General features: G+C 61.7%; 23 protein-coding genes and 1 pseudogene. 11 read left to right on the top strand and 13 right to left on the bottom strand.

Annotated elements, in window-relative coordinates; all coding sequences use genetic code 11:
* Positions 1–97: 97 nt before the first annotated feature.
* From HDC32_RS11325 to gap, 5 genes are all read right to left on the bottom strand, one after another.
* Positions 98–706, bottom strand: a complete 609-nt coding sequence (locus HDC32_RS11325) for a biliverdin-producing heme oxygenase (protein ID WP_131697927.1) — start codon at positions 704–706, stop codon at positions 98–100.
* Positions 707–841: 135 nt separating this feature from the next.
* The gene (locus HDC32_RS11320) at positions 842–3,406 is read right to left on the bottom strand and encodes a TonB-dependent receptor (RefSeq protein ID WP_184743975.1); all 2,565 of its coding nucleotides are present in this window, start codon (positions 3,404–3,406) and stop codon (positions 842–844) included.
* A gap of 117 nt (positions 3,407–3,523) precedes the next feature.
* Positions 3,524–4,492, bottom strand: a complete 969-nt coding sequence (locus HDC32_RS11315; protein ID WP_184743972.1) for a FecR domain-containing protein — start codon at positions 4,490–4,492, stop codon at positions 3,524–3,526.
* 74 nt (positions 4,493–4,566) lie between these two features.
* Positions 4,567–5,085, bottom strand: a complete 519-nt coding sequence (locus tag HDC32_RS11310) for an RNA polymerase sigma factor (RefSeq protein WP_131697924.1) — start codon at positions 5,083–5,085, stop codon at positions 4,567–4,569.
* Positions 5,086–5,227: 142 nt separating this feature from the next.
* On the bottom strand, positions 5,228–6,229 hold the full coding sequence (gap, locus tag HDC32_RS11305; protein ID WP_184743969.1) for a type I glyceraldehyde-3-phosphate dehydrogenase: 1,002 nt from the start codon (positions 6,227–6,229) through the stop codon (positions 5,228–5,230).
* A gap of 221 nt (positions 6,230–6,450) precedes the next feature.
* Between gap and edd the strand changes: the two genes are divergently transcribed.
* The 4 genes from edd to HDC32_RS11285 are packed head-to-tail and all read left to right on the top strand — an operon-like array spanning position 6,451 to position 11,456.
* Positions 6,451–8,277 (top strand): phosphogluconate dehydratase, encoded by a 1,827-nt coding sequence (gene edd / locus HDC32_RS11300; RefSeq protein WP_131697922.1) that lies wholly within the window; start codon positions 6,451–6,453, stop codon positions 8,275–8,277.
* Entirely contained in the window at positions 8,274–9,230 is a 957-nt protein-coding gene (locus tag HDC32_RS11295) for a glucokinase (protein WP_184743966.1), read from the top strand. The genes edd and HDC32_RS11295 overlap by 4 nt, the downstream gene beginning before the upstream one ends.
* Before the next feature lie 32 nt (positions 9,231–9,262).
* Complete coding sequence (locus HDC32_RS11290; protein WP_024077192.1) at positions 9,263–9,997, top strand: response regulator; 735 nt, start codon at positions 9,263–9,265, stop codon at positions 9,995–9,997.
* Positions 9,987–11,456, top strand: a complete 1,470-nt coding sequence (locus HDC32_RS11285) for an ATP-binding protein (RefSeq protein ID WP_131697920.1) — start codon at positions 9,987–9,989, stop codon at positions 11,454–11,456. Before HDC32_RS11290 ends, HDC32_RS11285 begins: the two co-directional genes overlap by 11 nt.
* A gap of 24 nt (positions 11,457–11,480) precedes the next feature.
* On the opposite strand, the gene HDC32_RS11280 is transcribed toward HDC32_RS11285, so the two are convergent.
* On the bottom strand, positions 11,481–12,410 hold the full coding sequence (locus tag HDC32_RS11280) for an AraC family transcriptional regulator (protein WP_027605501.1): 930 nt from the start codon (positions 12,408–12,410) through the stop codon (positions 11,481–11,483).
* A gap of 327 nt (positions 12,411–12,737) precedes the next feature.
* Here HDC32_RS11280 and HDC32_RS11275 point away from each other — a divergent pair, with 327 nt between their 5' ends.
* Together HDC32_RS11275 and HDC32_RS11270 are read left to right on the top strand one after the other, a co-directional pair.
* Positions 12,738–13,079: an antibiotic biosynthesis monooxygenase family protein gene (locus tag HDC32_RS11275; RefSeq protein ID WP_065925866.1), complete on the top strand. Its 342-nt coding sequence runs from the start codon at positions 12,738–12,740 to the stop codon at positions 13,077–13,079.
* Positions 13,080–13,121: 42 nt separating this feature from the next.
* Positions 13,122–13,367: a hypothetical protein gene (locus HDC32_RS11270; RefSeq protein WP_184743963.1), complete on the top strand. Its 246-nt coding sequence runs from the start codon at positions 13,122–13,124 to the stop codon at positions 13,365–13,367.
* A 125-nt stretch (positions 13,368–13,492) separates the two neighbouring features.
* On the opposite strand, the gene HDC32_RS11265 is transcribed toward HDC32_RS11270, so the two are convergent.
* Positions 13,493–14,125 carry a flavin reductase family protein gene (locus HDC32_RS11265; RefSeq protein ID WP_131697918.1) on the bottom strand — a complete coding sequence of 211 codons (633 nt, stop codon included), beginning with the start codon at positions 14,123–14,125 and terminating at the stop codon, positions 13,493–13,495.
* Between the two features lie 83 nt (positions 14,126–14,208).
* Between HDC32_RS11265 and HDC32_RS11260 the strand changes: the two are divergent.
* Positions 14,209–14,373, top strand: a pseudogene (locus HDC32_RS11260) (hypothetical protein); the annotation flags it as partial.
* A 116-nt stretch (positions 14,374–14,489) separates the two neighbouring features.
* On the opposite strand, the gene HDC32_RS11255 reads toward HDC32_RS11260, so the two are convergent.
* The 4 genes from HDC32_RS11255 to HDC32_RS11240 all read right to left on the bottom strand — a co-directional run bounded on the left by HDC32_RS11255 (position 14,490) and on the right by HDC32_RS11240 (position 20,700).
* A complete protein-coding gene (locus HDC32_RS11255) occupies positions 14,490–15,809 on the bottom strand; it encodes an MFS transporter (RefSeq protein WP_131697917.1) in 1,320 nt (439 codons plus the stop codon).
* A gap of 167 nt (positions 15,810–15,976) precedes the next feature.
* Positions 15,977–17,311 (bottom strand): sigma-54-dependent transcriptional regulator, encoded by a 1,335-nt coding sequence (locus HDC32_RS11250; protein WP_131697916.1) that lies wholly within the window; start codon positions 17,309–17,311, stop codon positions 15,977–15,979.
* Positions 17,305–19,071, bottom strand: a complete 1,767-nt coding sequence (locus HDC32_RS11245; protein WP_131697915.1) for an ATP-binding protein — start codon at positions 19,069–19,071, stop codon at positions 17,305–17,307. Before HDC32_RS11245 ends, HDC32_RS11250 begins: the two co-directional genes overlap by 7 nt.
* A 105-nt stretch (positions 19,072–19,176) precedes the next feature.
* On the bottom strand, positions 19,177–20,700 hold the full coding sequence (locus HDC32_RS11240; RefSeq protein WP_027605509.1) for a fumarate hydratase: 1,524 nt from the start codon (positions 20,698–20,700) through the stop codon (positions 19,177–19,179).
* A 217-nt stretch (positions 20,701–20,917) separates the two neighbouring features.
* Here HDC32_RS11240 and HDC32_RS11235 point away from each other — a divergent pair, with 217 nt between their 5' ends.
* Entirely contained in the window at positions 20,918–21,850 is a 933-nt protein-coding gene (locus HDC32_RS11235; RefSeq protein ID WP_131697914.1) for an iron-sulfur-binding ferredoxin reductase, read from the top strand.
* Between the two features lie 30 nt (positions 21,851–21,880).
* Entirely contained in the window at positions 21,881–22,630 is a 750-nt protein-coding gene (locus HDC32_RS11230) for an enoyl-CoA hydratase-related protein (RefSeq protein WP_184743960.1), read from the top strand.
* 106 nt (positions 22,631–22,736) lie between these two features.
* Here HDC32_RS11230 and pyk read toward each other — a convergent pair whose 3' ends face one another.
* A complete protein-coding gene (gene pyk, locus HDC32_RS11225) occupies positions 22,737–24,188 on the bottom strand; it encodes a pyruvate kinase (protein WP_027605512.1) in 1,452 nt (483 codons plus the stop codon).
* A 175-nt stretch (positions 24,189–24,363) separates the two neighbouring features.
* Here pyk and HDC32_RS11220 point away from each other — a divergent pair, with 175 nt between their 5' ends.
* Together HDC32_RS11220 and HDC32_RS11215 are read left to right on the top strand one after the other, a co-directional pair.
* The gene (locus HDC32_RS11220; RefSeq protein ID WP_025854787.1) at positions 24,364–24,738 is read left to right on the top strand and encodes a hypothetical protein; all 375 of its coding nucleotides are present in this window, start codon (positions 24,364–24,366) and stop codon (positions 24,736–24,738) included.
* A gap of 225 nt (positions 24,739–24,963) precedes the next feature.
* Positions 24,964–25,323, top strand: coding sequence for a PilZ domain-containing protein (locus tag HDC32_RS11215; protein WP_131697912.1), 360 nt, complete (start codon positions 24,964–24,966; stop codon positions 25,321–25,323).
* A gap of 60 nt (positions 25,324–25,383) precedes the next feature.
* Here HDC32_RS11215 and HDC32_RS11210 read toward each other — a convergent pair whose 3' ends face one another.
* Positions 25,384–26,715 (bottom strand): DUF58 domain-containing protein, encoded by a 1,332-nt coding sequence (locus HDC32_RS11210; protein WP_131697911.1) that lies wholly within the window; start codon positions 26,713–26,715, stop codon positions 25,384–25,386.
* Positions 26,716–26,720 lie beyond the last annotated feature (5 nt).

Genomic DNA, 26,720 nt, shown 5'->3' with positions numbered 1-26,720 from the left:
CCCCGATGGCAGTGCATCAGTCAACAAATAGGTCACTGACCCACCGCCATCGGGGGCAAGCCCCCTCCCACAGTTGATTGCATTTCAATGTGGGCGATCAGGCCAGTTCAGGGGCGCTAGCGTACGCCTGTTCCAGCAGCACGGTGAAGCGCACAAACGCATCCACCGCGCCTTTTTCCGCTGCGGCTTCTTCTTCGGCGCTCAACTCCAGGGCGTCGAGGGTGCGGGTGAAGCTTTTCCAGCCTTCGGCGCGACCACCGGCGGGCTCACCCAGGTGGCGGGCACCGAAGGTTTCGCTCAGGCCCAGGCCTACCGCGCGCTTGATCAGGAACGCAGCGCCCAGTTTGGAACCTTCGGATACGAACAACCAGCCCAGGGCTTCGGCCTTGCTCGGGTTCTTCAGTGCGCCCGCGACCGGGGCAGGCACTTCGGTATCCAGGTCTGCCAGGTCCAGCCTGGCGGCTTCGGCGCGGCACCGTTCGGCCAGGTCAGGCACGATCTTGATCAGTTCGGCATCGTTGTACAGGGGCACCAGTTCCGACTGGAACAGGTACTGCGCCACCACGAAACGCGCGAAGTTGGCCTGGGTTTCGAACGGGGCGTGGGCCTTGACCAGTGCATCCAGCTTGGTGTGCGGCTCGTGGGTGATTTGGTTCAGGCGCTGGGAGCGCAGGCTTGGGCGTTCTGCGGTAGGAGAAGCGGTCATGAAAAAGTCCTTGAGAAGGGGAGCGCCTTGTTGCCCTTAAAGAGAGCTGTTATCAACTAGACGAACAAGAAGACGCGGCACAGTAAAAAATCCTCACCTCGCCGCTGAAATTTCGACGAGGTGAGGGAAGCTTTGTCAGATGTCCCAGATCACGTTGATCGCAAAGTTGCGGCCCGGCTGGGTCAGGCGGTCGAGGTTGGCCGGTCCGGTCACAGCGGCTTCGCCGACACTGTCGTAGCTGCGCACGTCATCCCAGTTCCAGTACTTCTTGTCGGTGAGGTTGTAGAGGCCGCCGTTGATGGTCACGTCGTTGGTGACTTTGTAGAAGGCGGTCAGGTCGATAACACCGAACCCTGGGGTCTTGAAGGGCCCGCTGGTGTCGCCGTCCGGCGCGTGGAAGGTAGTGCTGTCGACGCGATCCTGCTTTTTCACCAGGGTCCAGCTCAACAGGCCACCGTAGTTGTCCTGGTCGTAGCCCAGGCCGAAGACGCCCTTGAGCGGGTTGACGCTGTTCAGCGGCTCGCCGTTATCGTCGTTGCGGCCGTAGGCATAGGACACCGAACCCTGGGTGTAGAGGCCTTGCGGGGCGCCGAATGGATCCAGGTTCAGGCGGCCTTTGGCTTCGGCCCCCTTGATGGTGGCGCGCTTGATATTGACGGCCTGGAACTGTTCAACGGTGCCGCCGACGACGGCGTTGTCTTCGTCGATAAAGTCGCGGTACTTGTTGTAAAACACGGCGATCTCGAAGGAGCCTTCGTCGAACTTGCCGCGAATCCCGGTTTCGATGCCTTTGCTGGTTTCTGGCTTGAGGTCGGGGTTCGGCTCGACGGTGTAGCCCAAGTTCAGGTTTTCAAAGCGGCCGTACAGCGCCTTGGCCGATGGCGTACGGAAACCTTCGGCATATTGGCCGAACCAGGTGTATTGATCCGTCAGGGCGTAAGTCAGGCCGAACTTGGGGGTCACACGGTGCCAGGTTTTTTCCTTGTCGCTCACCGGGTCCGCACCTGTCGGGTTGACGGTGTTGAGGAATTCCTGGGTCAGCTTGGGTTTGAGCTGGGTGTAGTCGTAGCGCACGGCGGGCAGGAAGGTCCATTTGTCCCAGCTGATCTGGTCCTGTGCGAACAGCGAATACGTGTTGATGGTCGGGTCGGGGAAGTCGCTGGACTTCTTCACGCTGTCAGTGGCAATCGGGCTGGGCGCGCCGATGGCGGTGCAACCGCTGCCGACGGCCACACAGGTCGCGCCGCCCTCGCGCGAGCCTGTGACTTTCTGCTGCTTGAGGGTGGTGCCATAGGTCACTTGGTGATCGGTTTCACCGAGGCTGAACGCTTTGTCTAACTGGGCATCGAAAATCCACTGTTTTTCCTGGTACAGCGTGTCGCGGGTGCGCAGGACACGACGACCTGACTGATAGATCTCGGCAGTGGTCTGGTCGGTCTTGGCGATCTGGTAATTGAGGCTGGTCTTGATCCGGTCGGCAATCGGCGACTCAAGGGCGAAGCTGTTTTCCAGGCCGAAACGTTCACGGGTAATGGTGTCGTTACCACGACGATCTCGGTAGAGGTTGAAGCCTCGGCCGCCGATGAACGGGCCGCCCACCGCGTTCTTCAGGTTGACGTCGCGATCATCCTTGTACTTTTCATAGGTCAGGCCCAGGCGGTTGTCATTGCCATAGTTCCAGCCGAGCTTGGCCAGCACGTTGGTGGTGCGCGCATCCTCGGGGTTGGCGCCGGTACGGGCCAGGCCGGTGGCGTTGTTGCCGTCGTAGGACTCGGTCTCATGGCCATTGCGCTGGCTCAGGTGCAGTAAACCGTCGAAGTCCTGCACGCGGCCGGCGACGGTGCCGGAGGTGAGCCAGCTTTCATCGGCGGAGCTGTAGCCGGTCTTCAGGCGTGCGCCGACGTCCTGGCCGGGCTTGATGATGTCGTCCGGGTCGAGGGTGAAGTAACTCACGGCGCCGCCGATGGCGCTGCTGCCGTACAGCGCCGAGGCCGGGCCGCGCAGGATCTCGACGCGCTTGACGATCTCCGGGTCGACGTAGTTGCGGCGGGTCTTGGCGTAGGGGCCGTTGAAGAAGTTGTCGGGCACTTCCACACCGTCCACCTGGGTGAGGATACGGTCGCCGTCGATACCGCGGATGTTGAATCCGGCATTGCCGGCACGGGTGCCAGCGCCGCCCACCGAGACGCCGGGCTCGTAGCGCACCAGTTCGCGGATGTTGTTGACGTTCTGGCGGTCCAGCTCTTGGCGATCCTGCACGCTGACGGTGCTCGGTACGCTGTTCACATCCTGTTCGTTACGGGTGGCGCTGATGGTCACCTGTTGCAGGTTGAGGGTGCTGCCCGCTGTGCGCTTTTCCAGGACGATGTTGTTATTGCCCAGCTTGCGGTAGCTCAGGTTGGTCCCCACCAACAGCCGGTCCAGGGCTTTCTCAGGCGACAGTGCGCCGCGCACGCCAGGGGACGACACGCCCTGGGCCAGCTCGGCGGGTAGGCCGACTTGCCAGCCGGTTACGCTGGTAAAGGCGTTCAGCGCCGAGACCAGCGGCTGTTGCTCGATGCTGAAACTGTAGTTGCCGTGGCTGCGGGCGGCAGGTTCGGCTGCCGTCGCGGTCATCACTGGTGAACCGGCCAGCAGGATGGCGGCGGTCAGCAACGACAGCACGGGCGAGGAGGACCGGCGGTTGAAACGAGAGGACATCGAAAGCGCTCCGGAAGGTACGAATCTTATAGTTGCGAACCGAACCAAATAGGAATCAGTTGCATTGGCTAAGACGAGACGTACCGTCGAGGGCTATCGAGTAAAAATAATTCTCATTTAGTTGAGGATGACCAGCGCAGGGTATTCCGACAACTTCGCTGAGGTGATGTGGGCCAGGGAGCGCACCACGTCCAGGGGTTGGTCGAGGCGGTAATTGCCGGTGACGGCAACGCTGGCGAGCTTGTCGTTGGTGTTGACGATCCAGCCGGGGTAGTAACGACGCAGCTCGGCGAGCACTTCGCTCATCGGGCAGTTTTCGAAAATCAGCCGGCCTTGGACCCAGGCCAGATCCTTGTTGGCATCCAGCCTGGCCGGTTGGCCAAAGCCCTTGGGCCCGATGCGGATGCTTTCGCCCGCGCTCAGGCGTACGCGGGCATCGTCGACGGTGTTGCTCAGGTCGACATCGCCGCGCTGCACCTGCACCTGGGCTTCGCCGTTGAGGTAGCGCACGGCGAAGGCGGTATCCCGCACGCTGGCGCGCACGGGGCCGGCGTCGATTTCCAGGGGCAGGCCATGGCCGGGCATGATTTCGAAAAAGGCTTCGCCCTGGTACAGGCGGGCGATGCGCTGGTGGTCCTTGATGCTGCTGGAAAACGCCGAATTGGTGTTCAGCAACACTTTCGATCCATCGTCCAATTGCAGGCGCTGGCGTTCGCCCACCACCGTGAGATGGTCGGCTTGCAGGCGCACCGGCAGGTTGCTGAAGCTGAACAGGCCGATCAACAGCACGGCGGCGGTGGCCAGCGGCTTCCAGTGCGGCTTGATCCGGCGCCAGCCGCTGGGCTTGCGCGGCGCGGCCAGGGCGACGGCGGCGCTGTGCACCGGCGCGCCACCCCAGGCGGCCTGAGCCTTGCCGAACGCGTGGACGTGGGCGGGGTCTTGGGCCAGCCAGGCTTCAAACTCGGCGTGCTGCCCAGGCGCTGGACACTGCAAGGCGATCAGCCAGTCGAGGGCTTGGTCCATAGCCGTGTCTTGCAACACCTCATGAGCCAGCTCATGGGGGCGCAGTTTATTCGGGTCCGTCACGGTGTTCCTCGGGTCTTCGCCACGTTCTATTCATCTTTCCTACAGCTTGGGTCCACTCTTCTGTCGGCTGAAGCTTAAGGCTGATCCAGTCTTTCGGCCACACCTACGCAAATAGCCATGATCAATTTCAGTTCCTTTTGCACGGTGCTCAAGGACACGTCCAACTGATCGGCAATCTCCTGGTAACTGCAACCGTGCAGGCGGCTGAGGATGAAAATCTGCTGCTGGCGCGCGCTCAACTGGCCGAGGCTGATGCTCAGGTGTTCAAGCAATTGCTCGGCCTGGGTTGCGTCTTCGGGGGTGCTGGTGGGGGCGGCGACGCTTTGCAGGATGTCCAGCGGTACATCTTCCTGCAGCGTGCGCGCCTGAATCCTGCGCGAACGCAAGTGATCCAGCGCCAGGTTACGCGCGGTTTGGTAGACGAAGGGTTCGAGGTGATCGATCGGCCGCTCGCTGAGGGCTCGGGTGACGCGCAAGTAGGTTTCCTGCAACAGGTCCTCGGCGGTGCTGTGGTTATTCACCATCCGCTGCAAGGTGCGTAGCAGAATCACCCGTTGGGTGAGAAAGACTTGGTTGAAGCGAGATTGGCTCACAGTGATACCAGACCGATTTGCAGTTAATGATAATGCTTATCATCAACTCAAATGGCAAGTGGCTATTTCTCTGGGTCTACATAGAACAAATGTGGGGGGAGGGCAGTGCGACGATTCGACTGGCCCCTCCCACAGGACCGCATTATTCGGCGTTGCACAGCGCCAGGCAGTTATCCAGCATGCGGTTCGAGAAGCCCCACTCGTTGTCATACCAGGCCAGTACTTTCAGCAACTTGCCGCTGACCTTGGTGTGGTTGGCGTCGAAGATCGACGACAGCGGGTTGTGGTTGAAGTCACTGGAAACCAGCGGCAGGGTGTTGTAACCGAGGATCTTCGAGTGCTGGCTGGCTTCTTTGAGCAGCGCGTTGACTTCATCGGCAGTGGCTTCTTTCTTCAGCTGCACGGTGAGGTCCACCAGCGACACGTTGATCACCGGCACACGCACGGCCATGCCGGTCAGCTTGCCTGCCAGTTCCGGCAGTACAAGGCCGACCGCTTCGGCAGCGCCGGTCTTGCTCGGGATCATGTTCTGGGTGGCCGAGCGCGCGCGGTACGGGTCGGTGTGGTAGACGTCGGTCAGGTTCTGGTCGTTGGTGTAGGCATGAATCGTGGTCATCAAGCCGCTTTCGATGCCCAGCTCACGGTGCAGCACCTGGGCAACCGGCGCCAGGCAGTTGGTGGTGCACGACGCGTTGGAGATGATCTGGTGGGATTGACGCAGGATGTCGTGGTTCACGCCGTAGACCACGGTCGCGTCCGCGCCTTTGGCCGGTGCGGAGATGATCACCTTGCGTGCACCGGCGCTAATATGGGCGGCAGCCTTGTCACGGTCGGTGAACAGGCCGGTGCATTCGAACACCACGTCGACCTTGTGCGCCGCCCACGGCAGGTCGGCCGGGTTGCGAATGGCACTGACGGCAATCCGGTCACCATTGACGGTCAGGCTTTCCTGATCGTGGGCGACCTCTGCATCGAAAGTGCCATGCACGGTGTCGTATTTAAGCAGGTGGGCGTTGATCGAGCTGTCGCCCAAATCATTGATGGCGACGATCTGCAAATCCTGGCGATAGCCTTGGGTATACAGTGCGCGCAGGACATTACGGCCGATACGGCCAAAACCATTGATTGCGATACGAAGAGTCATTGGAAAGTGCCTGTCGTCGATTTGTTGTAAGAATTACAAGATTATTCGCATAAAAATAGAAAACAAGCCTTTTTAGTGGCAATATTTTGTTCAATCTACAACGAGTGACCTGAATCAACTGGTCCGATGATCCAAACGACTCTCTGCCATCCCATGAGCTGCGGGCGTTTGATCAGCATAGACACTCAGGTCGCCACATCCGTTAGCCTGGAGTTCTACACATGCATCCCCGCGTCCTTGAGGTCACCGAACGGCTTATCGCCCGCAGCCGCGCCACTCGTGAGGCTTACCTTGCGCTCATTCGCGGCGCAGCCAGCGACGGTCCGATGCGCGGCAAGCTGCAATGCGCCAACTTCGCCCATGGCGTGGCCGGTTGCGGCACCGAAGATAAAAATAGCCTGCGCATGATGAACGCCGCCAACGTGGCAATTGTTTCGTCATATAACGACATGCTCTCGGCGCATCAGCCGTACGAACATTTTCCTGAACAGATCAAGAAAGCCCTGCGCGAAGTCGGCTCGGTCGGTCAGTTCGCCGGCGGCACCCCCGCCATGTGCGACGGCGTGACCCAAGGCGAGCCCGGCATGGAGCTGAGCCTGCTCAGCCGTGAAGTCATCGCCATGTCCACGGCGGTAGCGCTGTCCCACAACATGTTCGACGCCGCGCTGATGCTGGGCATCTGCGACAAGATCGTGCCAGGCCTGATGATGGGCGCGCTGCGCTACGGCCACCTGCCGATGATCTTCGTACCCGGCGGGCCGATGCCGTCGGGCATCTCCAACAAGCAGAAGGCCGACGTGCGCCAGCGCTACGCCGAAGGCAAGGCCAGCCGCGAAGAGCTGCTGGAATCGGAGATGAAGTCCTACCACAGCCCCGGCACCTGCACGTTCTACGGCACCGCCAACACTAACCAATTGCTCATGGAAGTGATGGGCCTGCACTTGCCGGGCGCTTCGTTCGTCAACCCGTACACGCCGCTGCGTGACGCCCTGACCCGCGAAGCCGCGCACCAGGTCACGCGCCTGACCAAGGCCAACGGCAACTTCACGCCGATCGGCGAGATCGTCGATGAGAAATCCATCGTCAACGCCATCGTTGCGCTCAACGCTACGGGCGGCTCCACCAACCACACCCTGCACATGCCGGCCATCGCCATGTCGGCGGGCATCATCCTCACTTGGGACGACATGGCCGACCTCTCCGAGGTGGTGCCGACCCTGTCCCACGTGTATCCAAACGGCAAGGCCGACATCAACCACTTCCAGGCGGCGGGCGGCATGTCGTTCCTGATTCGCGAGCTGCTCGAAGCCGGCCTGCTTCACGACGACGTCAATACCGTGGCCGGCAAGGGCCTGAGCCGCTACGTCCAGGAACCGTTCCTGGTCGATGGCGAGCTGGTCTGGCGCGACGGCCCGATCGAAAGCCTCGACGAAACCATCCTGCGCCCCGTGGCGCGCGCGTTCTCGCCGGAAGGTGGCCTGCGTGTGATGGAAGGCAACCTCGGCCGGGGCGTGATGAAAGTTTCCGCCGTGGCTCCGGAGCACCAGATTGTCGAAGCACCGGCGGTGGTGTTCCAGGACCAGCAGGACCTGGCCGATGCGTTCAAGGCCGGCCAGCTGGAAAAAGACTTCGTCGCGGTCATGCGCTTCCAGGGCCCGCGCTCCAACGGCATGCCGGAACTGCACAAGATGACGCCGTTCCTCGGTGTGTTGCAGGACCGTGGCTTCAAAGTCGCACTGGTGACAGACGGGCGTATGTCCGGCGCGTCGGGTAAGATCCCCGCCGCGATTCACGTCAACCCCGAAGCCCAGAGCGGCGGGCCACTGGCACGGGTCAAAGATGGCGATATCATTCGCGTCGATGGCGTCAAAGGCACCTTGGAGCTTAAGGTGGACGCCGAAGAATTTGCAGCGCGCACGCCTGCCACGGGCCTGTTGGGCAATAACGTGGGGGCCGGTCGCGAGCTGTTTGCATTTATGCGCTTGGCCGCAAGCTCCGCAGAGCAGGGCGCCAGCGCCTTTACCTCTGCCTTGGAGACGCTTAAGTGAAGCTAGCGCTGGTCGGTGACATCGGGGGTACCAACGCCCGTTTTGCGTTGTGGCGAGATCAGGCACTGCATTCGATTCGGGTGCATGCCACGGCTGATCACCAAAGCCCTGAGGACGCGATCAAGGTCTATCTCAAGGAAGAAGGCCTGCAAATCGGCGACATCGGTGCGGTGTGCCTGTCCGTCGCCGGGCCGGTGAGCGGGGATGAATTTAAATTCACCAACAATCACTGGCGCCTGAGCAAGACTGCGTTTTGCCAGGCCTTGCAAGTGGATGAGCTGCTGCTGGTGAATGACTTCTCGGCCATGGCCCTGGGCATGACTCGCCTTAAACCCGACGAATTCCGCGTGGTCTGCGAAGGCACGCCGGAACCGTTGCGTCCGGCGGTGGTAATCGGTCCGGGCACCGGCCTGGGTGTCGGTACCCTGCTGGACCTCGGCGCAGGTCGTTACGCGGCGTTGCCAGGGGAGGGCGGCCACGTCGACCTGCCCCTGAGCAGCCCACGGGAAACCCAGCTGTGGCAGCATATCTACAACGAGATCGGCCACGTCAGCGCCGAAACCGCCTTGAGCGGTGGCGGTCTGCCGCGGCTGTACCGGGCGATTTGTACGGTCGATGGCCACACACCGGTGCTCGACACGCCCGAAGCCATCACGGCGGCGGGCCTGGCCGGCGACCCGGTGGCCATGGAAGTGTTGGATCAATTCAGCATCTGGCTGGGCCGGGTAGCGGGCAACAATGTGCTGACCACCGGTGGACGCGGGGGGGTGTATATCGTGGGTGGGGTGATTCCGCGGTTTGCCGACTTTTTCATCAACAGCGGATTTGCCAAGAGCTTCAGTGACAAAGGCTGCATGAGCGACTACTTCAAAGGCATTCCGGTGTGGTTGGTGACCGCGCCGTATTCCGGGTTGACCGGGGCTGGCGTCGCATTGGAACAGGCGTTTGCCTGATCCGCATCACCTATAACAACAAGGAGGACCCCGTGAGCGTAATCAGTAAATCGATTCTCCTCGTCGATGACGACCAGGAAATCCGCGAATTGCTGCAAACCTACCTCAGTCGCGCCGGTTTCCAGGTGCGTGGCGTGCCGGACGGCGCGGGGTTCCGCCAGGCGATGAACGAGGCACCGTGCGACCTGGTCATCCTCGATGTGATGCTGCCGGACGAAGACGGTTTCAGTCTCTGCCGCTGGATTCGCCAGCACCCGCGCCAGGCGCAGGTACCGATCATCATGCTCACCGCCAGTTCCGACGAAGCCGACCGCGTGATCGGCCTGGAACTGGGGGCCGACGACTATATCGGCAAGCCGTTCAGCCCCCGCGAGTTGCAGGCACGGATCAAAGCCCTGTTGCGTCGCTGCCAGTTCGGCCAGGAGCGCAGCGGAAATGGCGATGTGCTGGTGTTCGATGAATGGCGTCTGGACATGATCAGTCACCGGCTGTTCCACGTGGATGGCGAAGAGGTGATCCTCTCCGGTGCCGACTTTGCCCTGCTCAAGCTGTTTCTCGATCACCCGCAACAGATTCTCGACCGCGACACCATCGGCAACGCCACCCGTGGCCGTGACCTGATGCCGCTGGACCGGATCGTCGACATGGCTGTCAGCCGCCTGCGTCAACGCCTGCGCGATACCGAAAAACCCCCGAGGCTGATCCGCACCGTGCGCGGCAGCGGTTATCAACTGGCAGCCAGCGTGGTTGCCGGCAATGCCCACTGAACTGCTGACCGAGCGCCGCCGGCGCTTCCCGGTCCCGCGCTCATTGCTGGGGCGCATGTTGCTGCTGACCTTGCTCGCGGTGCTGTTCGCCCAGGCGCTGTCCAGCGTGATCTGGGTTTCGCAGTTGCGTGCCACCCAGCTCGAAGGCCTGGTCACCAGCGCACGTAGCCTGGCGCACTCGATGACCGCCAGTGTGAGTTATTTCCGTTCGTTGCCGGTGGCCTATCGGCCGTTGGTCCTTGACCAGTTGCGCAGCATGGGCGGCACCCGTTTTGTCGTGACCCTCAATGACCGGCCACTGGACATGCAAGTGCTGCCGCAAACCCCTCGTAAACAGGCGGTGCTGGTGGCCGTGGATGAAGTCCTGCGCCAGACCCTGGGCGCCAACGTGCCAATCTCGGTGGAGTTCGTCAGCGCTGAAGACCTGCGCATCTTCAACGCCGGCTTGAAACTGGATGAGTTGCCGCGCTCCTGGGCGCATTACGCGCTGACCCTGGAACCCGTCAACCCGCCGGTACTGGTCACCCAGATCGAACTCGCCCCCGGCGAATGGCTGTACATCGCTTCGCTGTTGCCCGAGCCCTACACCAGCCTGGAAGAACAGGGCCTGCCGTCCCAGCAGGTGTGGTTTATCGTGCTGACCAGCGGCTTTTTGCTGCTGTTCATCGGCCTGCTGGTGCACTGGCAAAGCCGGCCGCTCAAGCGCCTGGCGCGGGCGGCGCGGGACATGTCCCTGGGCGCCGATGTGGAGCCGGTGGCCGAAGGCGGCGGCAGCGAAGTGGTGGAAGTGGGCCGCGCGTTCAATGCCATGCGCGAACGCATCAGCCGTTACCTCACGGAGCGCAGCCAGTTGTTCAGCGCGATTTCCCACGACCTGCGCACACCGATTACCCGCCTGCGCCTGCGCGTGGAATTGCTCGAAGACGAGAACCTGCAAACCAAGTTCGGCCGTGACCTGGATGAGTTGGAGTTGCTGGTCAAAGGCGCGCTGCAATGTGTGAAAGACACCGATATCCACGAGAACATCCAGCCGGTCGACCTCAACCATGTGCTCGAATGCCTGGTGGAGCCTTATGTGGCGCCCAACGGTAACGGCCGGGTCACCTTGGACGGCGCAGCGGTGGCGGCTTACCCAGGTAAGCCGCTGGCGCTCAAGCGCTGCATCGGCAACCTGATCGACAATGCCTTGAAGTATGGGCAGAACGCCCATTTGCGTATCGAGGACGATGGCGCAGAGTTCATCCTGCACGTCGACGATGAAGGCCCTGGTGTGCCGGAACAGCGCCTGGAACAGGTCTTCGAACCGCACTTTCGCCTGGCCGGCCAGCAGCAGGGTTACGGTTTGGGCTTGGGTATTGCCCGTAACATCGCGCACAGCCATGGCGGTGAAGTGAGCTTGCAGAATCTGCGTGAGGGGGGCTTGCGGGTGACGTTGCAATTGCCCCGGACCCTGGACTGAAAAACACGGTTGGGCAAATGTGGGTCAGACGCTTTGGCGCAGTCTGGCCAAATCCCTCAACGGCGGTGCCCCAAACAACCGGCTGTACTCCCGGCTGAACTGCGACGGGCTTTCATACCCCACCCGATACCCTGCCGCCGACGCTTCCAGCCCTTCGGCAATCATCAGCCGACGTGCCTCCTGCAAACGCAGCTGTTTCTGGTACTGCAGCGGGCTCATGGCCGTAATCGCCTTAAAACGGTGATGCAGGGTCGAGACGCTGAGGTTCACTTCCTTGGCCAGGTCATCGATGCGCAACGGTTGTTCGTAGTTGCCATTGAGCCACTTGATCGCCTGGCTGACGCGATGGCTTTGGCTATTGGCCACGGCAATTTCATACAGGCGATAACCCTGCGGCCCGCGCAGCAGGCGGTAGAGAATTTCACGATTGATCAGCGGCGCCAGCATGGCGATGTCTTTGGGCGTATCCAGCAGGCGCGCCAGGCGCAGCACGGCGTCGAGCAACTGGGGGTCGATGCGGTCCACATACATCCCGCGCGATGTCGGGCGCGTGGGCACGCCCATGGGGCCGGCCTCGGCGATCAAGGCGGTGAGCTGCGCCGGGTCGATATTGATGCGCACTGACAGGTTCGGATCTTCCGGCGTGGCATCGATGATCCGCCCGGCCACCGGCATCGCCACCGAGAACACCAAGTAATTGAGCGGGTCGTAGGCAAAGATTTCGTCGGCCAGGCGCACTTCCTTGCTGCCGTTGGCGAGGATGCACAACGCAGGCTCCACCAGCACCGGCATGAAGTCACGCGGCGTGTTGTGGCGGTTCAGGAACAGTGACGTAATCGCGGTGCCATAGGAGCCGTCTTCCCAGGTATGGCGATGCACGATGCTCGCCAGCTCGGCGCGCTGTTTTTCCGTCTCGGCGTCGAGGGGCATGGACTGATGTTCGGGCGACGGCATAAGGCGTCCTCTGCATGCTTTTTTGATGGGCTCAGCTTAGCGGCGGCTTTTCAAACAGTGTTAGGTCGATTCTGCACAATCCTTGCCTGATCCTGCGACACCGCGTGAATCAGGCAAGCGCCGGGGCTGTCAACTCCCTGAAATAAGGCGTTGGTCTGTGGAATAAACCGGCGGGCCGAACGTCCTGTCTACGCTTCTCGCAGGATTGTGCAATAAGCCTGCAGGAATTGACTAACCGCGCCCGCACCCGCGCCGTTATCTTTGATCCTGTGGCAACACGCCCTCACAGTGCTTGCCGAGCATCACTTCTCAACGGGAGAGTCGAACATGTCCACCCCCATTCCCGCGAGCCATATGGCCTTTATCCGCGCCCGCACCGGGTGCAGCACCGAACTGGGTGCACGCTTGAGCAGTTTGATCGAACCGGGCCGTCAGGCTCAGGGTTGCCTGCAGTTCTCGTTGCAGCATTCCCAGGTCGATCCCGATGTCTGGTTGATCTCGGGTTTCTGGAGCAGCGAGCAGGCGATGAGCGCCTACTTCAACTCGCCGGCCCTGATGATCTTTACCGAGCTGTTGAACGACATGGTCGTGCGCAGCATGGACTTCCAGACCTTCACCGATGCCTCTGCCGCCAATGCTTACGGCGAGTACCTGCAACTGGCCGGTTAATGGTTAGAATGGCCCACTTTTCCATTGGCCAGGACCTGCAACATGGCACGTAAACAATTTGCCCACCACGAAGCCGTTTCCGCCGTAGTACCGGGTGAAGGGGGCTACAGCGCCGCCGTCGCCGTCAAGGCACTGGATGGCATGGGCGCACCGCAGTTTCACAAGATCCTGAATGGACAGACGTTCAAGACTGCCTCCGATGCCGATGATGCAGCCACCGTGGAGCTTGAACGGTTGATCGGTGTGGATGAAGAGGGTCAACTGACCTGGGCGAGCGCCGCCAGCTGAACAACGCTGACAATCTAATGTGGGAGGGGGCTTGCTCCCGATAGCAGTGTGTCAGTCAACAACGATGTTGGATGTGCCATTGCCATCGGGGGCAAGCCCCCTCCCACTTTTTGACTGTATTTCAGTCAGGGTTTGCTGGCGCCTGGGCGGTACATCTTGAACAACGCCTCCGGCCCCAGCTGGAAGTAATCCGCCGGGCCGCCACCGCGCAAAATCGGCTCGGCGGCGGCGGTGTCGTACACCCCATCCTTGAGCAACCACTTGGCAATGTGCACCGCGACCACCTCGCCCAGCACCAGCCAGCTTGGTACCAGCTGTTTGTCAGCGCGCTGCAGCTGGATGATCTGCGTCACCTTGCACTCGAACGAAACCGGGCTCTCGCCCACCCGCGGCACGCCAATGATTTTCGACGCCACCGGCGTCAGGCCGGACAACTCGAACTCATTCACATCCGGCGAGACGGCCGCGCAGCTCTGGTTCATCTGCTCGGCCAACGGGCGGGTGGCCAGGTTCCACACAAACTCGCCGGTCTGTTCGATGTTGTTCAGGCTGTCTTTACGCCCGACGCTGGAAAACCCGATGATCGGCGGAATGTAGTTGAACGCATTGAAAAAACTGTAGGGCGCCAGGTTCAGGCGCCCGTTGCTGTCGTGGGATGAAATCCAGCCAATCGGCCGTGGTCCGACGATGGCATTGAACGGGTCGTGTGGCAGGCCGTGGCCGTTGGCCGGTTCGTAGAAGTGGATAGCGTCAGACATGGCCGGGCTCCTGCTGCGGGGTTCTGGGAGGCCGCCATAGTGCAATCCACGGCGACGAATTTCCATCGATCCTATGGAATTTGGCGACCCTGGGCGACTTCCTGACCAGGCCCCATGAAAAGGGCGGGTGGAATTTCGGCACCATTGGATCATCGGCGGTATTGGCGGCGGTGCTGGTGGTGGTGATTGCCGGGGCGTCGTATGCACAGCGTCGGTATGGCCGGAGCCCGGTAGCAGAGGTGTCCTGATTCAAAATGTGGGAGGGGGCTTGCCCCCGATGGCAGTGTTTCAGCTAATACAACCCTGGCTGGTCCACCGCCATCGCAGGCAAGCCCGCTCCCACATTTGTTACTGCATTCAACCGTTAGTCCGTGGTAATCCGCGAATGCTTGCGCGTGTCCTTCATGGTCACATAGACCACCAGCGACACCGCGATACACGCGGTCACGTACCAGTAGTAACCGGTTTCCATGCCGATGCTCTTGAACCACAGCGCGATGTATTCAGCGGTACCGCCGAAGATCGACACGGTCAGCGCATACGGCAGGCCCACGCCCAGGGCGCGGATTTCGGTCGGGAACAGTTCAGCTTTGACCACTGCGTTGATCGAGGTGTAGCCGCTGACGATGATCAGCGCCGCCATGATCAGGAAGAACGCGCCCCACCAGGTCTGGATCGTGTGCAGGGTGGTGAGGATCGGCACGGTGAACAGGGTGCCGAGGATGCCGAAGGCGATCAGGATCGGCCGACGGCCGACTTTGTCCGACAGCCCACCGACGATCGGTTGCAGGCACATGAACAGGAACAGCGTTGCCGCCGAGATGGTGGTGGAGTCGGAAATGCTCATGCCGACGGTGTTCACCAGGTACTTCTGCATGTAGGTGGTGTAGGTGTAGAAGGCCAGGGTGCCGCCCATGGTCAGGCCGACCACGGTCATCAGTTCCTTGGGGTGGCGCATCAAGGTGCGCATGGCGCTTTCCTTGGCTTTTTCCTTCTTGGTGAACGACTCGGTTTCTTCCATGCCGCGACGCAGGTACAGCGCGACCACTGCGCACAGGGCGCCGATGGCGAACGGGATACGCCAGCCCCAGTCGTACAGTTGCTCGGTGGTGAGCACTTGTTGCAGCACGATCAGTACCGCCAGGGCGATGAGCTGGCCGGAGATCAGGGTCACGTACTGGAAGCTGGAGAAGAAGCCGCGACGTTCCTTGGTCGCCATTTCACTCAGGTAGGTGGCCGAGGTGCCGTATTCGCCACCGACCGACAAGCCTTGCAGCAGACGCGCGAATACCAGCAGGATCGGCGCGCCGACGCCGATGGTTTCGTAACCGGGACTCAGGGCGATGATCAATGAGCCGAAGCACATCAACAGGACCGAAGCCATCAGTGCCGCTTTACGACCCGCACGGTCGGCGTACAGGCCCATCAGCCAGCCACCGATCGGGCGCATCAGGAAGCCCACGGCGAAGATCGCGGCGGTGTTGAGCAATTGGGCGGTGGTGTCGCCTTTCGGGAAGAAGGCTTTGGCGAAGTACAGCGAGAAAGCGGCGTAGACGTACCAGTCGTACCACTCGACCATGTTGCCGACCGACCCGCTGAAGATCGATTTGATCCGGCTGGAGGTGGAGCGTTCTTTAGCCGGCGCGGCCGCCGACCCCAGAGGCAAGGTGTTGGAGTTATCCATTGAAGGATCCTTCATCTAGTTGTTTTTATGGAGCGGCGCGAGCGCAGCCTGGCTGGGGCTATAGCAGGAGCTGTGCCAGATAGATGAAGGTCCGGTCTAGAAGGGTCTGGGGTTTATTTTGAGCGGAAAGTCGCTGATGTTTTTTAGGGGGATGAGCGGAAATCCGCTCATTCATCTTTCAGGAACATGTCCCTGGCCAACCCATGGCGCTGCATCTTTTCGTTGAAGGTGCGCCGTGGCAGTTGCAACTCCGCCAGCACCGCCTTGATGTCGCCTTTATGCCGGGTCAATGCAGCCTTCAGGCAATGGGCCTCGAACGCCTCCTGCTGCGCGGCCAACGATTGCCCGGCTTCGATCCCTTCTGGCTCCGGCTCGCCAAGGCCCAACACCTGACGTTCGGCGACGTTGGCCAACTCGCGCACATTGCCCGGCCAGTCATGGCTGAGCAGGCGCCCCAGTTGCACGCCGCTCAGCGGTTCGACGCTGCGGCCCAGGCGCTCGGCGGCGCTTTGGGCAAAGTGGTCGAACAGCAGCGGAATGTCTTCGCGGCGCTCGCGCAGAGGCGGCAGGCGCAGTTGTGCAACGTTGAGCCGATAGGCCAGGTCTTCGCGAAAGCGCCCGGCGCGGGCTTCTTCCAGCAGGTCCGGCTTGGTGGCGGCGATAATGCGCAAGTCCACGTGGATGCTCTGGTTGGAGCCTAACCGCTCTAACTTTTGCTCCTGCAGTACGCGCAACAGCTTCACTTGCTGGGCGAGGGGCATGCTTTCGATTTCATCGAGGAACAGCGTGCCGCCATGGGCGTACTCCAGTTTGCCGATGCGCTTGCCCTGGGCGCCGGTAAAAGCGCCGCTTTCGTGACCGAACAGTTCGGCCTCGAACAACTGCTCGGGGATCGCCGCGCAATTGAGCGCCACGAACGGTTTTTTCGCGCGTGGGCCGAAGTCATGCAGGCAGCGGGCGACCAACTCCTTGCCGCTGCCGGTCTCGCCACGGATCAGGACGTTGACCGGCAAGCTCGCCAGGTCGAGCACCTGCCGGCGCAGGTTCTGCAAGCCACGGGACACACCGAGCAGGCTCGATTCCAGCTGCGCCCGATGATCAGCTTGTTGGTGCAGGCGGCGGTTTTCGAGGATCAGCCTGCGCTTGTCCAGCGCGCGGCGCAGGCTGTTGAGCAAGGCATCGGGGCTGAAGGGTTTTTCCAGGAAATCGTAGGCGCCGTCGCGCATGGCTTCGACGGCCATCGGTACATCGCCATGCCCGGTCAGCAGGATGACCGGCAGGTCGGCGTCACGGCGTTGCACTTCGGCCAGCAGCTCCAGGCCGCTGAGTCCGGGCATGCGCACGTCGCTCAGGATGACCCCGGGAAAGTCCCTGGGCAGTTGCGCCAGGCAGGCCTCGGCGCGGCTGAACAACTGCACCTCGAACCCCGACAAGCTCAGCCATTGCTCGACGGCCGTACGAATGCTGGCTTCGTCATCGACCACAATCACCGCGTTCAACATAAGTCGGGTGTCTCCAGCGCGATAGGCAAGGTCAGGGTAAATACCGCGCCGTCGCCACGGTTACTGGCGACCAGGCGACCGCCCAATTCGTGCACGATAGCGTAGGAAACTGCCAGACCCAAGCCGAGCCCGTCGCCCACCGGCTTGGTGGTGAAGAACGGGTCGAACACGCTGTTGAGGTGCTCTTCGGCAATCCCGCCGCCGCTGTCGCTGACCGTGAGTTGCCACAGTTGCTGATCGGCGTGCAGGCGGATTTCCAGGCGCTTGCGTGGTTTGTCGGCCATGGCGTCGAGGGCGTTGCGCAGCAGGTTGATCAGCACCTGTTCGAGGCGGATCGCATCGCCACGTACCCAGGCGGGGCGGGCCAGGTCCAGCACGGTGCCGATGGCTTCATCACGCAAGCGTGCATCGAGCAGGTGCAGGGACTGGTCGACCACGGTGGCCAGGTCCAGGCGTTCGCGCAGGCCGCTGGGGCTTTTGCGCGCAAAGGTCTTGAGGTGGCCGGTCAGCGCAGCCATGCGTGTGAGCATATCGTCCAGCGGGGTCAGGGCCTTGTAGGCGTCGTCCACCCGACCGTGGTCCAGCAGTAACCGCAGGGTCGCCAACTGCATGCGCTGGGCGGTCAGTGGCTGGTTGATCTCATGGGCGAGGGCGGCGGACATCTGCCCCAGCGCCGCCAGCTTGGCCGATTGCACCAAGCCATCCTGGGCGGTGCGCAGTGCCTGGGTGCGCTCCTCCACAAGCTGTTCGAGTTCTTCGCGGCTGCGCTGGCGTAAACGGGCCAGGCGCCAGCGTTGGCTGAGGAACAGCGCCAGGAACACCAGTGCCAGCCAGGAACCGGCGGCGGCGAGGCCGGCGTTGCGTTGGTCTTCAAAGGCGAACTGGGGTTTGCGCAACAGGTGCAGGGTCCAGCCCTCGGCCTTCAGCGGCAGGGACTCCCAGATGTAATTGGCGTTGCCATCCGGGCCGTTGACGCGCATCAGGTGGCTGTTTTCGTCGAAACGTTGCAACGTTTGGGTGTCCAGCGGCTGCAGTTGTTTCTTGTCGTATTGGCGGGTGGCCTTGAGTTCGGCGAGGTCGCTGGCCGACAACGGGTGCAGGTTGCGATAACGCCAGCCCGGTTGGTTGGCGATAAACACGATGCCGCGTGCATCGCTGACCAGCAACAGGTCATTGCCCTGGGCCCATTCGCGCTCCAGCTCAGGGAACTCCAGCTTCACCACCATGGCACCAAGGAACTGCTCGTGTTCATCGAGCACCGCGCTGGAGAGGAAATAGCCCGGAATCCCTGTGGTCACGCCTACCGCGTAAAAGCGACCGGTGCCTTGGCTCTTGGTCTGGCTGAAATACGGCCGAAACCCGTAGTTATGCCCGACGTAACTGCTCGGCAAGTTCCAGTTACTGGCGGCCACGGCCAGGCCTGTACGGTCCATCAGTTCCAGGGTGGAGGACTGGGCTGCACCGTTGATGCGTTCGAGCTTGCGGTTGAGCAGGTCCTGGGTGCTGGCGTCCAACGGGCCTTTGAGCGCGTTGATCATCTCCGAGTCCAGCGCCAGCACGGCGGGCAGGGCGCGGTAGCGTTCGATCAGGGTGTGCAGGGAATTGGCGTACAGCGCCAGTTGCTGATTGGCGCGTGCCGCATCGTCCACCAATGCCTGGCGTTCGGCATGGCGCGTGGCCAAGGCAGCGGCCAGCAACGCACCGGCGATGATCAGCAGGGAATAGAAGGTCAGGCGCAGGGGACGAGGGATCACGATCATACGGTGATAGGCAGGCACGGTAAGGGGAGTGCACCATAGCATGAGCCATAAAAAAGGCGACTGGGCCATGGGGCCGCAGTCGCCTTTATCCTTGCGGGAAAGTGCTTACTGCACTTCTACCGCCAGGCTTTCACTGATCTTTTTCTGCCAGATGGCAGGACCGGTGATGTGGACGGATTCGCCCTTGCTGTCCACCGCAACGGTGACCGGCATGTCTTTTACGTCGAACTCGTAGATCGCTTCCATGCCCAATTCGGCGAAGGCAACCACGCGCGACTTCTTGATGGCTTGCGCCACCAGGTAAGCGGCGCCGCCCACGGCCATCAGGTACACGGCCTTGTGGTCCTTGATCGCTTCGATCGCGGTAGGGCCGCGCTCGGATTTACCGATCATGCCCAGCAGGCCGGTTTGCTCGAGGATCTGACGGGTGAACTTGTCCATCCGCGTCGCGGTGGTCGGGCCAGCCGGGCCAACCACTTCTTCGCGCACCGGATCAACCGGGCCGACGTAGTAGATAAAGCGACCCTTGAGGTCCACCGGCAGGCTTTCGCCCTTGTTCAGCATCTCGACCATGCGTTTGTGCGCCGCGTCGCGACCGGTGAGCATCTTGCCGTTGAGCAGCACGGTTTCGCCCGGCTTCCAGCTCTGTACTTCTTCCGGGGTCAGGGTGTCGAGGTTGACGCGACGGGCCGATGGGCCGGCTTCCCAGACGATTTCCGGGTAGGCGTCCAGCGGAGGCGCTTCCAGCGACGCCGGGCCCGAACCGTCGAGCACGAAGTGCGCGTGACGGGTGGCGGCGCAGTTGGGGATCATGCACACCGGCAGCGAAGCGGCGTGGGTCGGGTAGTCCATGATCTTCACGTCGAGCACGGTGGTCAGGCCACCCAGGCCCTGGGCGCCGATGCCCAGTTGGTTGACCTTCTCGAACAGCTCCAGGCGCATCTCTTCGATACGGTTCTGCGGGCCGCGCTTTTTCAGCTCGTGGATGTCGATGGATTCCATCAACACTTCCTTGGCCATCACCGCGGCTTTCTCGGCGGTGCCGCCGATGCCGATGCCGAGCATGCCCGGTGGGCACCAGCCGGCGCCCATGGTCGGAACGGTCTTGAGCACCCAGTCGACAATGGAGTCGGACGGGTTGAGCATGGCCATTTTCGACTTGTTCTCGGAACCGCCGCCCTTGGCCGCCACGTCCACTTCCACGGTGTTACCCGGGACGATGGAGTAGTGGATCACGGCCGGGGTGTTGTCCTTGGTGTTCTTGCGTGCGCCGGCCGGGTCGGCCAGGATCGATGCACGCAGGACGTTTTCCGGCAGGTTGTAGGCGCGACGCACGCCTTCGTTGATCATGTCGTCCAGGCCCATGGTGGCGCCATCCCAACGTACGTCCATGCCCACGCGCACGAACACGGTGACGATACCGGTGTCCTGGCAGATCGGGCGATGGCCGGTGGCGCACATGCGCGAGTTGATCAGGATCTGCGCGATGGAGTCACGGGCTGCCGGCGATTCTTCGCGCAGGTAGGCCTCGTGCATCGCCTGGATGAAGTCAACGGGGTGGTAGTAGGAAATGAATTGCAGGGCGTCGGCAACGCTCTGAATCAGGTCGTCTTGCTTGATCACGGTCATGAGTCGCGCTCCTCTATAAGGGAACATTCAATAAAGGTGGGCTCAGTGGGGTGCATCGGTCGGCTGAGTCCACCTTTCCAAGGCACGCCAAGTGGTGCAGGCGCGACGCTAAAAAGGCGCGGCAGTATAACCCGGCCCGGTGGCCGATACACCCGACTATGGTCAAACTGTCGCAGGCATGATTCCCTGTGCCACCCCCTTGTGATTGAGTCCTTCCATGCCTGAACTGTACGTCGGCGAACGCCATTGGTCGGTAGCCACCGGCAGCAACCTGCTGGATGCCTTGAACCAGGCGGGTGTGGCCGTGCCTTACAGCTGCCGAGCCGGCAGTTGTCATGCGTGCCTGGTGCGGTGCCAGGGTGAGGTCGAGGACCAGCAGCCCGATGCCCTGAGCCCGGCACAACGCCAGGAGGGCTGGCGCCTGGCGTGCCAGTGCCAGGTGATCGGCGATCTGCAGGTCGAAGCGTTCGACCCGCTGCGTGACGGTTTGCCGGCCCAGGTGGTGGGTGCCGATTGGTTGAGTGCCTCGGTGCTGCGCTTGCGGCTGCAACCGGAGCGCGGGTTGCGGTATCGCGCCGGGCAGCACCTGGTGGTGTGGGCCGGGCAGGTGGCACGGCCTTACTCCCTGGCCAGCCTGCCTCAGGAGGATGCTTTCCTGGAGTTTCATATCGATTGCCGGCAGCCCGGCGCATTCAGCGATGCCGCGCGAGCATTGTCGGCGGGTGATCGCCTGCGCCTGGGAGAATTGCGTGGCGGCGCACTGCAATACGATCCCGACTGGCAATCCCGGCCGCTGTGGCTGCTGGCTTCCGGTACCGGCCTGGGCCCTTTGTGGGGTGTGCTGCGCGAGGCGTTGCGCCAGGATCACCAGGGCGCCATCCGCCTGATTCACCTGGCCCATGATGCCGACGGTCATTACCTGGCCGGGCCCCTGGCCGAGCTGGCTGCGCGTCATCCGAACCTGACGGTGGAGCTGTGGACTGCGGCCGAGTCGGCCCAGGCATTGGCGCAACTGCGGCTTGTTTCCCGGCAAACGCTGGCCTTACTCTGCGGGCATCCTGTCAGCGTCGAGGCCTTCTCCAAGCGCCTGTTCCTGGCGGGACTGCCGCGCAATCAACTGCTGGCCGATGTGTTCCTGTCCCGTGGTTGAGTGCTGAATTCCACTGCCGTGAGATTCGCCATGACCGATGCCATCCTGCTGCAACGCGAGCGCGGACTGCTGACCCTGCAGCTCAATCGCCCGGACAAGAAAAACGCCCTGACCCGAGCCATGTACAGCCAATTGGCCCAGGCGTTGGAGCAGGCCGACGCGGACCCGGACATCAACGCCGTGCTGATCCAGGGCAGCAGCGGGTGTTTTACCGCCGGCAACGACGTCGGCGATTTTCTCGAACAACCGCCCAGCGACCTCGACAGCCCGGCGTTTCACTTCATGAAAAGCCTGCTCAACTGCCGCAAGCCGGTGATCGCAGCCGTAGCGGGTGCGGCGGTGGGTATCGGCACGACCCTGTTGCTGCATTGCGACCTGGTGTACATCAGCCGCGATGCACGGTTGCGCATGCCGTTCGTCAATTTGGGGCTGTGTCCGGAGTTTGGGTCGAGCCTGATCCTGCCGCGTTTGCTGGGGCACGCGAAGGCGGCTGAACTGCTGTTGTTGGGCGAGGGTTTTACTGGCGAACAAGCGGCAGCGTGGGGGATTGCTACCGAAGCGTTGGGCAGTGGCGAGGCAGCGTTGGCCAAGGCACGGGAGATGGCCGAGCGCTTTGAAGCCCTGGCGCCGGGGGCGGTACAGGTGAGCAAGCAGTTGATGAAGAGCGTGGACCGTGAGCAGTTACGGCAAGTGATCGAGGAGGAGGGGGCGCTGTTTGTGCAGCGCTTGAAGTCACCGGAAGCGATTGCGGCACTGTCGGGGTTTATGGATAGGCGTTAACCAGATGTGGGAGGGGCGGTGCGACGATTCGACTTGCTCCCTGCCACACGGAAAGCAAAAAGCCCCGCCATTCACATGGCAGGGCTTTTGTTTCTCAGCCTGTCACTCAGACCATTGGGTCGCCAACGTGCAGGATTTTCATGCCGTTGGTGCCGCCGATGGTGTGGTAGCTGTCGCCCTTGGTCAGGATAACCCAGTCGCCTTTCTCCACCACGCCGCGCTTGATCAGCTCGTCGATGGCTGCCTGGCTGACTTCATGGGGCGGCAACGACGCCGGGTCGAACGGTACGGTGTACACGCCACGGAACATGGCCGCACGGGCCTGGGTTTCGCGGTGCGGGGAGAACGCGTAGATCGGCACCGAAGAACGGATACGCGACATGATCAACGGCGTGTAGCCACTTTCGGTCAAGGCGATGATCGCCTTCACGCCCGGGAAGTGGTTGGCGGTGTACATGGCTGCCAGGGCGATGCTCTGGTCGCAGCTTTCAAACACTTTGCCGATGCGGTGGCTGGAGGTCTTGCTGGTCGGGTGCTTTTCGGCACCGACGCAGATACGCGCCATGGCCTGCACGGCTTCCAGTGGGTACGGGCCGGCGGCACTTTCGGCCGAGAGCATCACGGCGTCGGTGTAGTCGAGCACGGCGTTGGCCACGTCGGACACTTCGGCGCGGGTCGGCATCGGGTTCTGGATCATCGACTCCATCATCTGGGTCGCGACGATCACCGCTTTGTTATGGCGGCGTGCGTGCAGGATGATCTTCTTCTGGATACCGATCAGTTCGGCGTCACCGATTTCCACACCCAGGTCGCCACGGGCAACCATCACGGCGTCGGACGCCTTGATCAGGCCGTCGAGGGTTTCGTCATCGGCCACGGCTTCGGCGCGTTCGATCTTCGCCACCAGCCAGGCGGTACCGCCGGCTTCGTCGCGCAGTTTACGGGCGTATTCCATATCGGCGGCGTCGCGCGGGAAGGACACGGCGAGGTAGTCCACTTCCATTTCAGCGGCGAGCTTGATGTCGGCCTTGTCTTTTTCAGTCAGGGCTGGGGCGGTCAAGCCACCGCCGCGACGGTTGATGCCTTTGTGGTCGGACAGCGGACCGCCGATGATCACCGTGCAATTCAATTCAGTGGGGGTAGCGGTGTCGACGCGCATCACCACGCGACCGTCGTCCAGCAGCAGCTCGTCACCGACGCCGCAATCCTTGACCAGGTCCGGGTAGTCGATACCCACGACGTCCTGGGTGCCTTCGGTCAGCGGGTGGCTGGTGGAGAAGGTGAACTTGTCACCGATCTTCAGCTCGATACGCTTGTTGGCGAATTTGGCGATACGGATTTTCGGGCCTTGCAGGTCACCCAGCAGTGCGACGAAGCGGCCATGCTTGGCGGCCAGGTCACGCACCAGCTTGGCGCGAGCCTTGTGCTCGTCCGGGGTGCCGTGGGAGAAGTTCAGACGGGCAACGTCCAAACCAGCCAGAATCAGCTGTTCGAGGACTTCCGGCGAGTTGCTGGCCGGGCCAAGGGTGGCGACGATTTTGGTACGACGGACGGACATGCACAGACTCCTGAGTTCAAGCGCTGAGGAAGGCTACTATGCTCTTTGGTTGTAGTCATTGTTCGTTTGCACTACTTATCGACGATTCGCTTGTTTTCGCGCCGGTTGAATAGATGAACATCCTTGAAGATTTTTGACGAGGGGTCGATACACTGCACAAGACAGGAGAACCTTCATGCGAATTTTGCTCATTGCTGCCCTGGCCGTCAGTGTTGTCGGCTGCACCCGTTGGTCGATGGACCACCATTTGAACAATGCCTACCGGGCGTACAAGGTCGGTGATTGCGAGCGCGTCACTTTGGAACTATCCCAGGTCGACCGCGAGAGCCGTACACGGCGTTATGTACAACCGGAAGTTTCGATGTTGCGCGGGCAATGCCTGGAACGCCAGAAACTGTTCGTCGACGCCGTGCAAACCTATCAATTCATCATTAACCAATACCCGTCGAGCGAGTACGCCTACCGTGCCCGCGCGAGGCTGGACACCTTGCAACAACTGGGTCATTACCCCGGGGCGAGCGTGGCACAGCCGCGGCCCGCCTCTTTGTGATGGCATTCGTCATTCAACCACTAGCCCGTTGCCAGTCTTGGGCTATTCTTTCAATGTTCGTTTGTACAAGTTTCTATTCGAACGGATGCAGGGCCCGGATTCGGCAGCTGTCGAGTGACAAAATGTTGTCCGTTGTCACACCGAGATCCAGGGAGAGCGAGCAATTGCGCTCGTTCCGAATCACTGGCACGGCCAGAGTCATGGCCACTGGATGGCGATCTCACCATGTTTACCGACCGACGGATCGAGCGGCATCAACTACCGTATTTCCTGCAAGTATTTAACCGCGTCACCGACAAACCCATAGGTTTTTTGGGTAACGTCTCTGAAGACGGGCTGATGTTGATCAGCCAGTTACCGATGATGGTCAATGTGGATTTCGAGTTGTGTTTGAAGATACCCGGAGCTGGCGACACGTTCCATGCCATCGACATCACGGCGACCTGCCTGTGGAGCCATGAAGATATCAACCCGCAGCACTACGATTCCGGGTTCAGCGTGCTTGAGGCTCCCCAGGAGTATGGGCAACTGATCAACGTGCTGTTGCAGTACTTCAGTTTTGATCCCTTGCAGGCTTCGGCCTAGAAGCAGCGCGTCGTCGATGCGGCCGGGAGCTACTGTCCCTGCCGCAGTCGTGCGCTTTTTTTAGAATACTCCGGCTTTCTTCCAGCCCAGGTAGCGTGTCACCAGGGCCGCGCCCATTTCTGATGGCAACGTATCCAACAGCGACAGGCCGTGGGCGTTCATGCGGTCATGCAATTCATCCCGAGTATTGAGGTAGTCGACAGTACCGCTGTAGGCCAGGGCTTCGGGCAAGGTTTGTACGGGGGATTGGCGAAGTCGATCGAGTACTTCCTCACGCATACTCGCCACCAGCACCCGATGTTGGCGACTGATGCGCTTGACGGCGGAGAGCAGCGCCTCATCGTCTTCATCGCGCAGGTTGCTGACAATAATGACCAATGCCCGACGTTTCTGCCGGGCCAGCAGTTGGCTGGCTGCTGCCTGGTAGTCGGCGGTTCGGCGGGTGGTGTCCAGGTCATAGACCGTATTGAGTAACAGGTTCAACTGGCTGCAGCCCTTGACCGGCGCCAGGTAGCGGGGCGGGTCAGCGGCAAAGGTGCACAACCCCACCGCATCGCCCTGACGCAGGGCCACATAACTGAGGAGCAGGCAGGCATTGAGGGCGTGGTCGAAATGGGACAGCTCGTCATCCTGGCTGCGCATGCGGCGGCCGCAATCGAGCATGAACACGATCTGCTGGTCGCGCTCGTCCTGATATTCCCGGGCGATGGGGGTACGTTGCCGCGCGGTAGCTTTCCAATCGATTTGCCGCAGGCTGTCGCCTTCACGAAACTCGCGCAACTGATGAAACTCCAGTCCCAATCCTCGTCGTTGCCGTTGGCGTACCCCCAGTTGACTCAGCCAGTTATCCACACCCAGCAGTTGTGCCCCGTACAGGCGGGCGAAATCCGGATAGACGCGGGTGGCATCCTCGGCGTCGATAAAGCGCCTTGCAGACCAGAGCCCCAATGGACTGGGCAGGTGGATTTCGCAGCGACTGAACGTGAAATGCCCACGCCGCAAGGGGCGCAGGCGATAACCCAGCTCACTGCGTTCACCAGGGCGCAATTCGATGGACTGGGGCAGGTTTTCCACGCTTAGCCCATCGGGGACGTGATCGAACACCTGCACCGTCAGCGCCTGTGGGTAGTCATATTCCAAGGACAGGCGTACTTCGCCCCAGCGGCCCAGCGCCAGGCTGCCGGGCATCTGCCGGTGCACGCGTGGCGAGGGTCGGCGGCGCAGACGCAGTGCGTCCAGCATGGCCAGCAGCAACAGCGCCAGGAGCAAGCCCCACGCTATTGAGTGCAAGGTGTCGGGTACCTTGAACTGCAAGGCTGCCGCAGCGCCCAGCAGGATGCTCAAACCCAGCAGTACGCTAAGCCAGGCTAATAACAGACGGGTCGGTTTCATGGACG

It is taken from the genome of Pseudomonas sp. JAI120, assembly GCF_014207255.1.
Taxonomy (GTDB): domain Bacteria; phylum Pseudomonadota; class Gammaproteobacteria; order Pseudomonadales; family Pseudomonadaceae; genus Aquipseudomonas.
This window is presented reverse-complemented; position numbering and strand designations above follow the sequence as displayed.

Bases quoted from the DNA above. Each gene is read 5' to 3' on its own strand.
- edd (WP_131697922.1), top strand. From the start codon at position 6,451: ATGCATCCCCGCGTCCTTGAGGTCACCGAACGGCTTATCGCCCGCAGC.
- HDC32_RS11270 (WP_184743963.1), top strand. From the start codon at position 13,122: ATGGCACGTAAACAATTTGCCCACCACGAAGCCGTTTCCGCCGTAGTA.
- HDC32_RS11245 (WP_131697915.1), bottom strand. From the start codon at position 19,071: ATGATCGTGATCCCTCGTCCCCTGCGCCTGACCTTCTATTCCCTGCTG.
- pyk (WP_027605512.1), bottom strand. From the start codon at position 24,188: ATGTCCGTCCGTCGTACCAAAATCGTCGCCACCCTTGGCCCGGCCAGC.
- gap (WP_184743969.1), bottom strand. From the start codon at position 6,229: ATGACTCTTCGTATCGCAATCAATGGTTTTGGCCGTATCGGCCGTAAT.
- HDC32_RS11285 (WP_131697920.1), top strand. From the start codon at position 9,987: ATGCCCACTGAACTGCTGACCGAGCGCCGCCGGCGCTTCCCGGTCCCG.
- HDC32_RS11325 (WP_131697927.1), bottom strand. From the start codon at position 706: ATGACCGCTTCTCCTACCGCAGAACGCCCAAGCCTGCGCTCCCAGCGC.
- HDC32_RS11220 (WP_025854787.1), top strand. From the start codon at position 24,364: ATGCGAATTTTGCTCATTGCTGCCCTGGCCGTCAGTGTTGTCGGCTGC.
- HDC32_RS11280 (WP_027605501.1), bottom strand. From the start codon at position 12,410: ATGCCGTCGCCCGAACATCAGTCCATGCCCCTCGACGCCGAGACGGAA.
- HDC32_RS11240 (WP_027605509.1), bottom strand. From the start codon at position 20,700: ATGACCGTGATCAAGCAAGACGACCTGATTCAGAGCGTTGCCGACGCC.
- HDC32_RS11265 (WP_131697918.1), bottom strand. From the start codon at position 14,125: ATGTCTGACGCTATCCACTTCTACGAACCGGCCAACGGCCACGGCCTG.
- HDC32_RS11235 (WP_131697914.1), top strand. From the start codon at position 20,918: ATGCCTGAACTGTACGTCGGCGAACGCCATTGGTCGGTAGCCACCGGC.
- HDC32_RS11210 (WP_131697911.1), bottom strand. From the start codon at position 26,715: ATGAAACCGACCCGTCTGTTATTAGCCTGGCTTAGCGTACTGCTGGGT.
- HDC32_RS11275 (WP_065925866.1), top strand. From the start codon at position 12,738: ATGTCCACCCCCATTCCCGCGAGCCATATGGCCTTTATCCGCGCCCGC.
- HDC32_RS11255 (WP_131697917.1), bottom strand. From the start codon at position 15,809: ATGGATAACTCCAACACCTTGCCTCTGGGGTCGGCGGCCGCGCCGGCT.
- HDC32_RS11250 (WP_131697916.1), bottom strand. From the start codon at position 17,311: ATGTTGAACGCGGTGATTGTGGTCGATGACGAAGCCAGCATTCGTACG.
- HDC32_RS11230 (WP_184743960.1), top strand. From the start codon at position 21,881: ATGACCGATGCCATCCTGCTGCAACGCGAGCGCGGACTGCTGACCCTG.
- HDC32_RS11320 (WP_184743975.1), bottom strand. From the start codon at position 3,406: ATGTCCTCTCGTTTCAACCGCCGGTCCTCCTCGCCCGTGCTGTCGTTG.
- HDC32_RS11215 (WP_131697912.1), top strand. From the start codon at position 24,964: ATGTTTACCGACCGACGGATCGAGCGGCATCAACTACCGTATTTCCTG.